Source organism: Arthrobacter sp. HMWF013 (genome assembly GCF_003061105.1).
In the GTDB taxonomy this organism is placed as follows: domain Bacteria; phylum Actinomycetota; class Actinomycetes; order Actinomycetales; family Micrococcaceae; genus Arthrobacter.
The window spans coordinates 1-2,041 of the sequence record NZ_QAIQ01000595.1 but is presented as its reverse complement, the minus strand read 5'-3'; the positions used below and the strand labels follow the sequence as shown (position 1 = coordinate 2,041).

The 2,041-nt window shown below is 64.7% G+C and carries 2 protein-coding genes and 1 pseudogene; 1 reads left to right on the top strand and 2 read right to left on the bottom strand.

Annotated elements, in window-relative coordinates:
• Both DBR22_RS20155 and DBR22_RS20150 read right to left on the bottom strand, forming a co-directional pair.
• A pseudogene (locus tag DBR22_RS20155) lies at positions 1 to 373 on the bottom strand (hypothetical protein); the annotation flags it as partial.
• A gap of 221 nt (positions 374 to 594) precedes the next feature.
• Entirely contained in the window at positions 595 to 1,143 is a 549-nt protein-coding gene (locus DBR22_RS20150; protein WP_108600461.1) for a YceI family protein, read from the bottom strand.
• Between the two features lie 202 nt (positions 1,144 to 1,345).
• On the opposite strand from DBR22_RS20150, the gene DBR22_RS20145 reads away from it, so the two are divergent.
• Complete coding sequence (locus DBR22_RS20145; RefSeq protein ID WP_108600462.1) at positions 1,346 to 2,026, top strand: histidine phosphatase family protein; 681 nt, start codon at positions 1,346 to 1,348, stop codon at positions 2,024 to 2,026.
• The last annotated feature ends 15 nt before the right edge of the window (positions 2,027 to 2,041 follow it).

Here is a 2,041-nt window from a genome sequence, read left to right as displayed (position 1 = left end):
CTCCGAGCAGCCCCAGGCCGGCGGATCCGCCGGCCTGGGGCTGCTCGGAGGGGTACTGGGCGTAGGGGGACTGCCCGTACGGCTGCTGGCCGTAGACCGGCGGCTGGGGCGTACCCTGCCCGTACTGAGGCGGGTTCTGCCCGAACTGGGGCGCGTTCTGCCCGTATTGGGGCGCGTTCTGGCCGGGCTGCGGAGTATTCTGCCCGTACTGGGGCGCGTTCTGCCCGTATTGGGGTGCGTTCTGTCCGTACTGCGGCGCCGGTGGAGTGGGCTGCCCGAACTGCGGGCTGTTCTCGCCGTAGCGGGGTGCCGGGGGCTGGTTGCCGGGCTCGGGTTCATTCGGAACGGGAGGCGGGACTGAGGGGGTGCTCATGAGCGGTCCTTTGCAGGTCGGGTATCAGTTCGGCTGCTGGGTACAGTCCACTGGCCCTGCCCCCAGTACGGCTTACCTCCACCGTACCCCCGGCCGGTCCCGCAGCGGGCCATTCCGGCAAGGTGATCCGGGTTAAACAGAGCACCCTCTAAACACAGCACCCCGACCGCCGGGATTCCAAGGGGAAAACCGGCGGCCGGGGTGCTGTCAGAACGTAAGAACTATGCTGCGGGGGCGATGAACGCCAGCTCCAGGTTGATGGCAACCTTGTCGCTGACCAGCACGCCACCGGCTTCGAGCACGGCATTCCAGGTCAGGCCGAAGTCCTTGCGGCTGATGATGGTTTCGGCGGAGACGCCGGCGCGGGTCATGCCGAACGGGTCCACGGCCACGCCGTTGAACTCGGTCTCGAGCGAGACGGGACGGGTGACGCCCTTGATGGTGAGGTCGCCGGTCAGCTCGTAGCTGTTGCCGTTGGCCACCAGGCCATTGGAGACGAAGGAGATTTCCGGGAACTTCTCGACGTCGAAGAAGTCTTCGCCGCGGACGTGGCCGTCACGGTTGACGTCACCGGAATCGAAGCTTGCGGTCTGGATGGTGGCGCTGATCCTGGAATCCGCCACGTTCTCGGCGAGGTCCAGGGTAGCTGCAGCATCCTTGAACTGGCCGCGGACCTTGCTGATGCCTGCGTGCCGGACGGTGAAGCCGATTTCGCTGTGCGAGTTGTCGAGGGTCCAGGTGCCGGTGGTGATGTCGGTGGGAAGAGCCATGGTGTATCTCCTTGAGTTTGTCGGGTGGTCCTGCCGGATAGCTTGATGCTTCATCTGTTGAACTCTCAACTATCCGCTGCATCCAGTATAAACATGCATTTGCATGTTTTGTTCCCGGTTCCGGAACATTTTTCCAAAACTTTCAGTTCTACTGGATGTAGAAGATTTCGGATCGCACGCCATCTTTGAGAAACTGGTAAACATGCCCCAAGCCACTGTCCATCTGCTCCGCCACGGCGAGGTCCACAATCCCGACGGCGTTCTGTACGGCAGGCTGCCCGAATTCCACCTCTCCGAGCTGGGCCAGGAGATGGCGCTGACCCTCGCCGCGCACTTCAGCGAGCGCGCCGCACAGGGTGCCCGGATCGTTTACCTCGCCGCGTCACCGCTGGTCAGGGCCCAGGAAACGGCAACGCCCACGGCCGAGGCGCTGCACCTCGAGATCCACACCGATGAACGCATCATCGAGGCCGAAAACTACTTCCAGGGCATGAAGGTCACCAAGGCGGAACTGCGCAAACCCAAGCACTGGCCGCATCTGGTCAACCCGCTTAGGCCGTCCTGGGGCGAGCCCTACAAAGCGCAGGCAGCCCGCGTCCAGGCGGCCGTCCAGGATGCCCGGCTCCGCGCCATCGAACTGGCCGGCAACGACTTCGGAACAAGCGGCCCCGAGGCCATCATGGTCAGCCACCAGCTCCCCATCTGGGCCACCCGGCTGAGCGCCGAGGGCCGCCCGCTGTGGCATGACCCGCGCAAACGCGAGTGCACTCTGACCTCCATCACGTCCCTGGTGTTCGACGACGACGGCTCGCTCCTGCGCGTCGAGTACAGTGAGCCCGCTGCCGCCCTTCTCCCCGGCGCCGCCACCACTCCGGGGGCCTGACCATGAAAACCACTG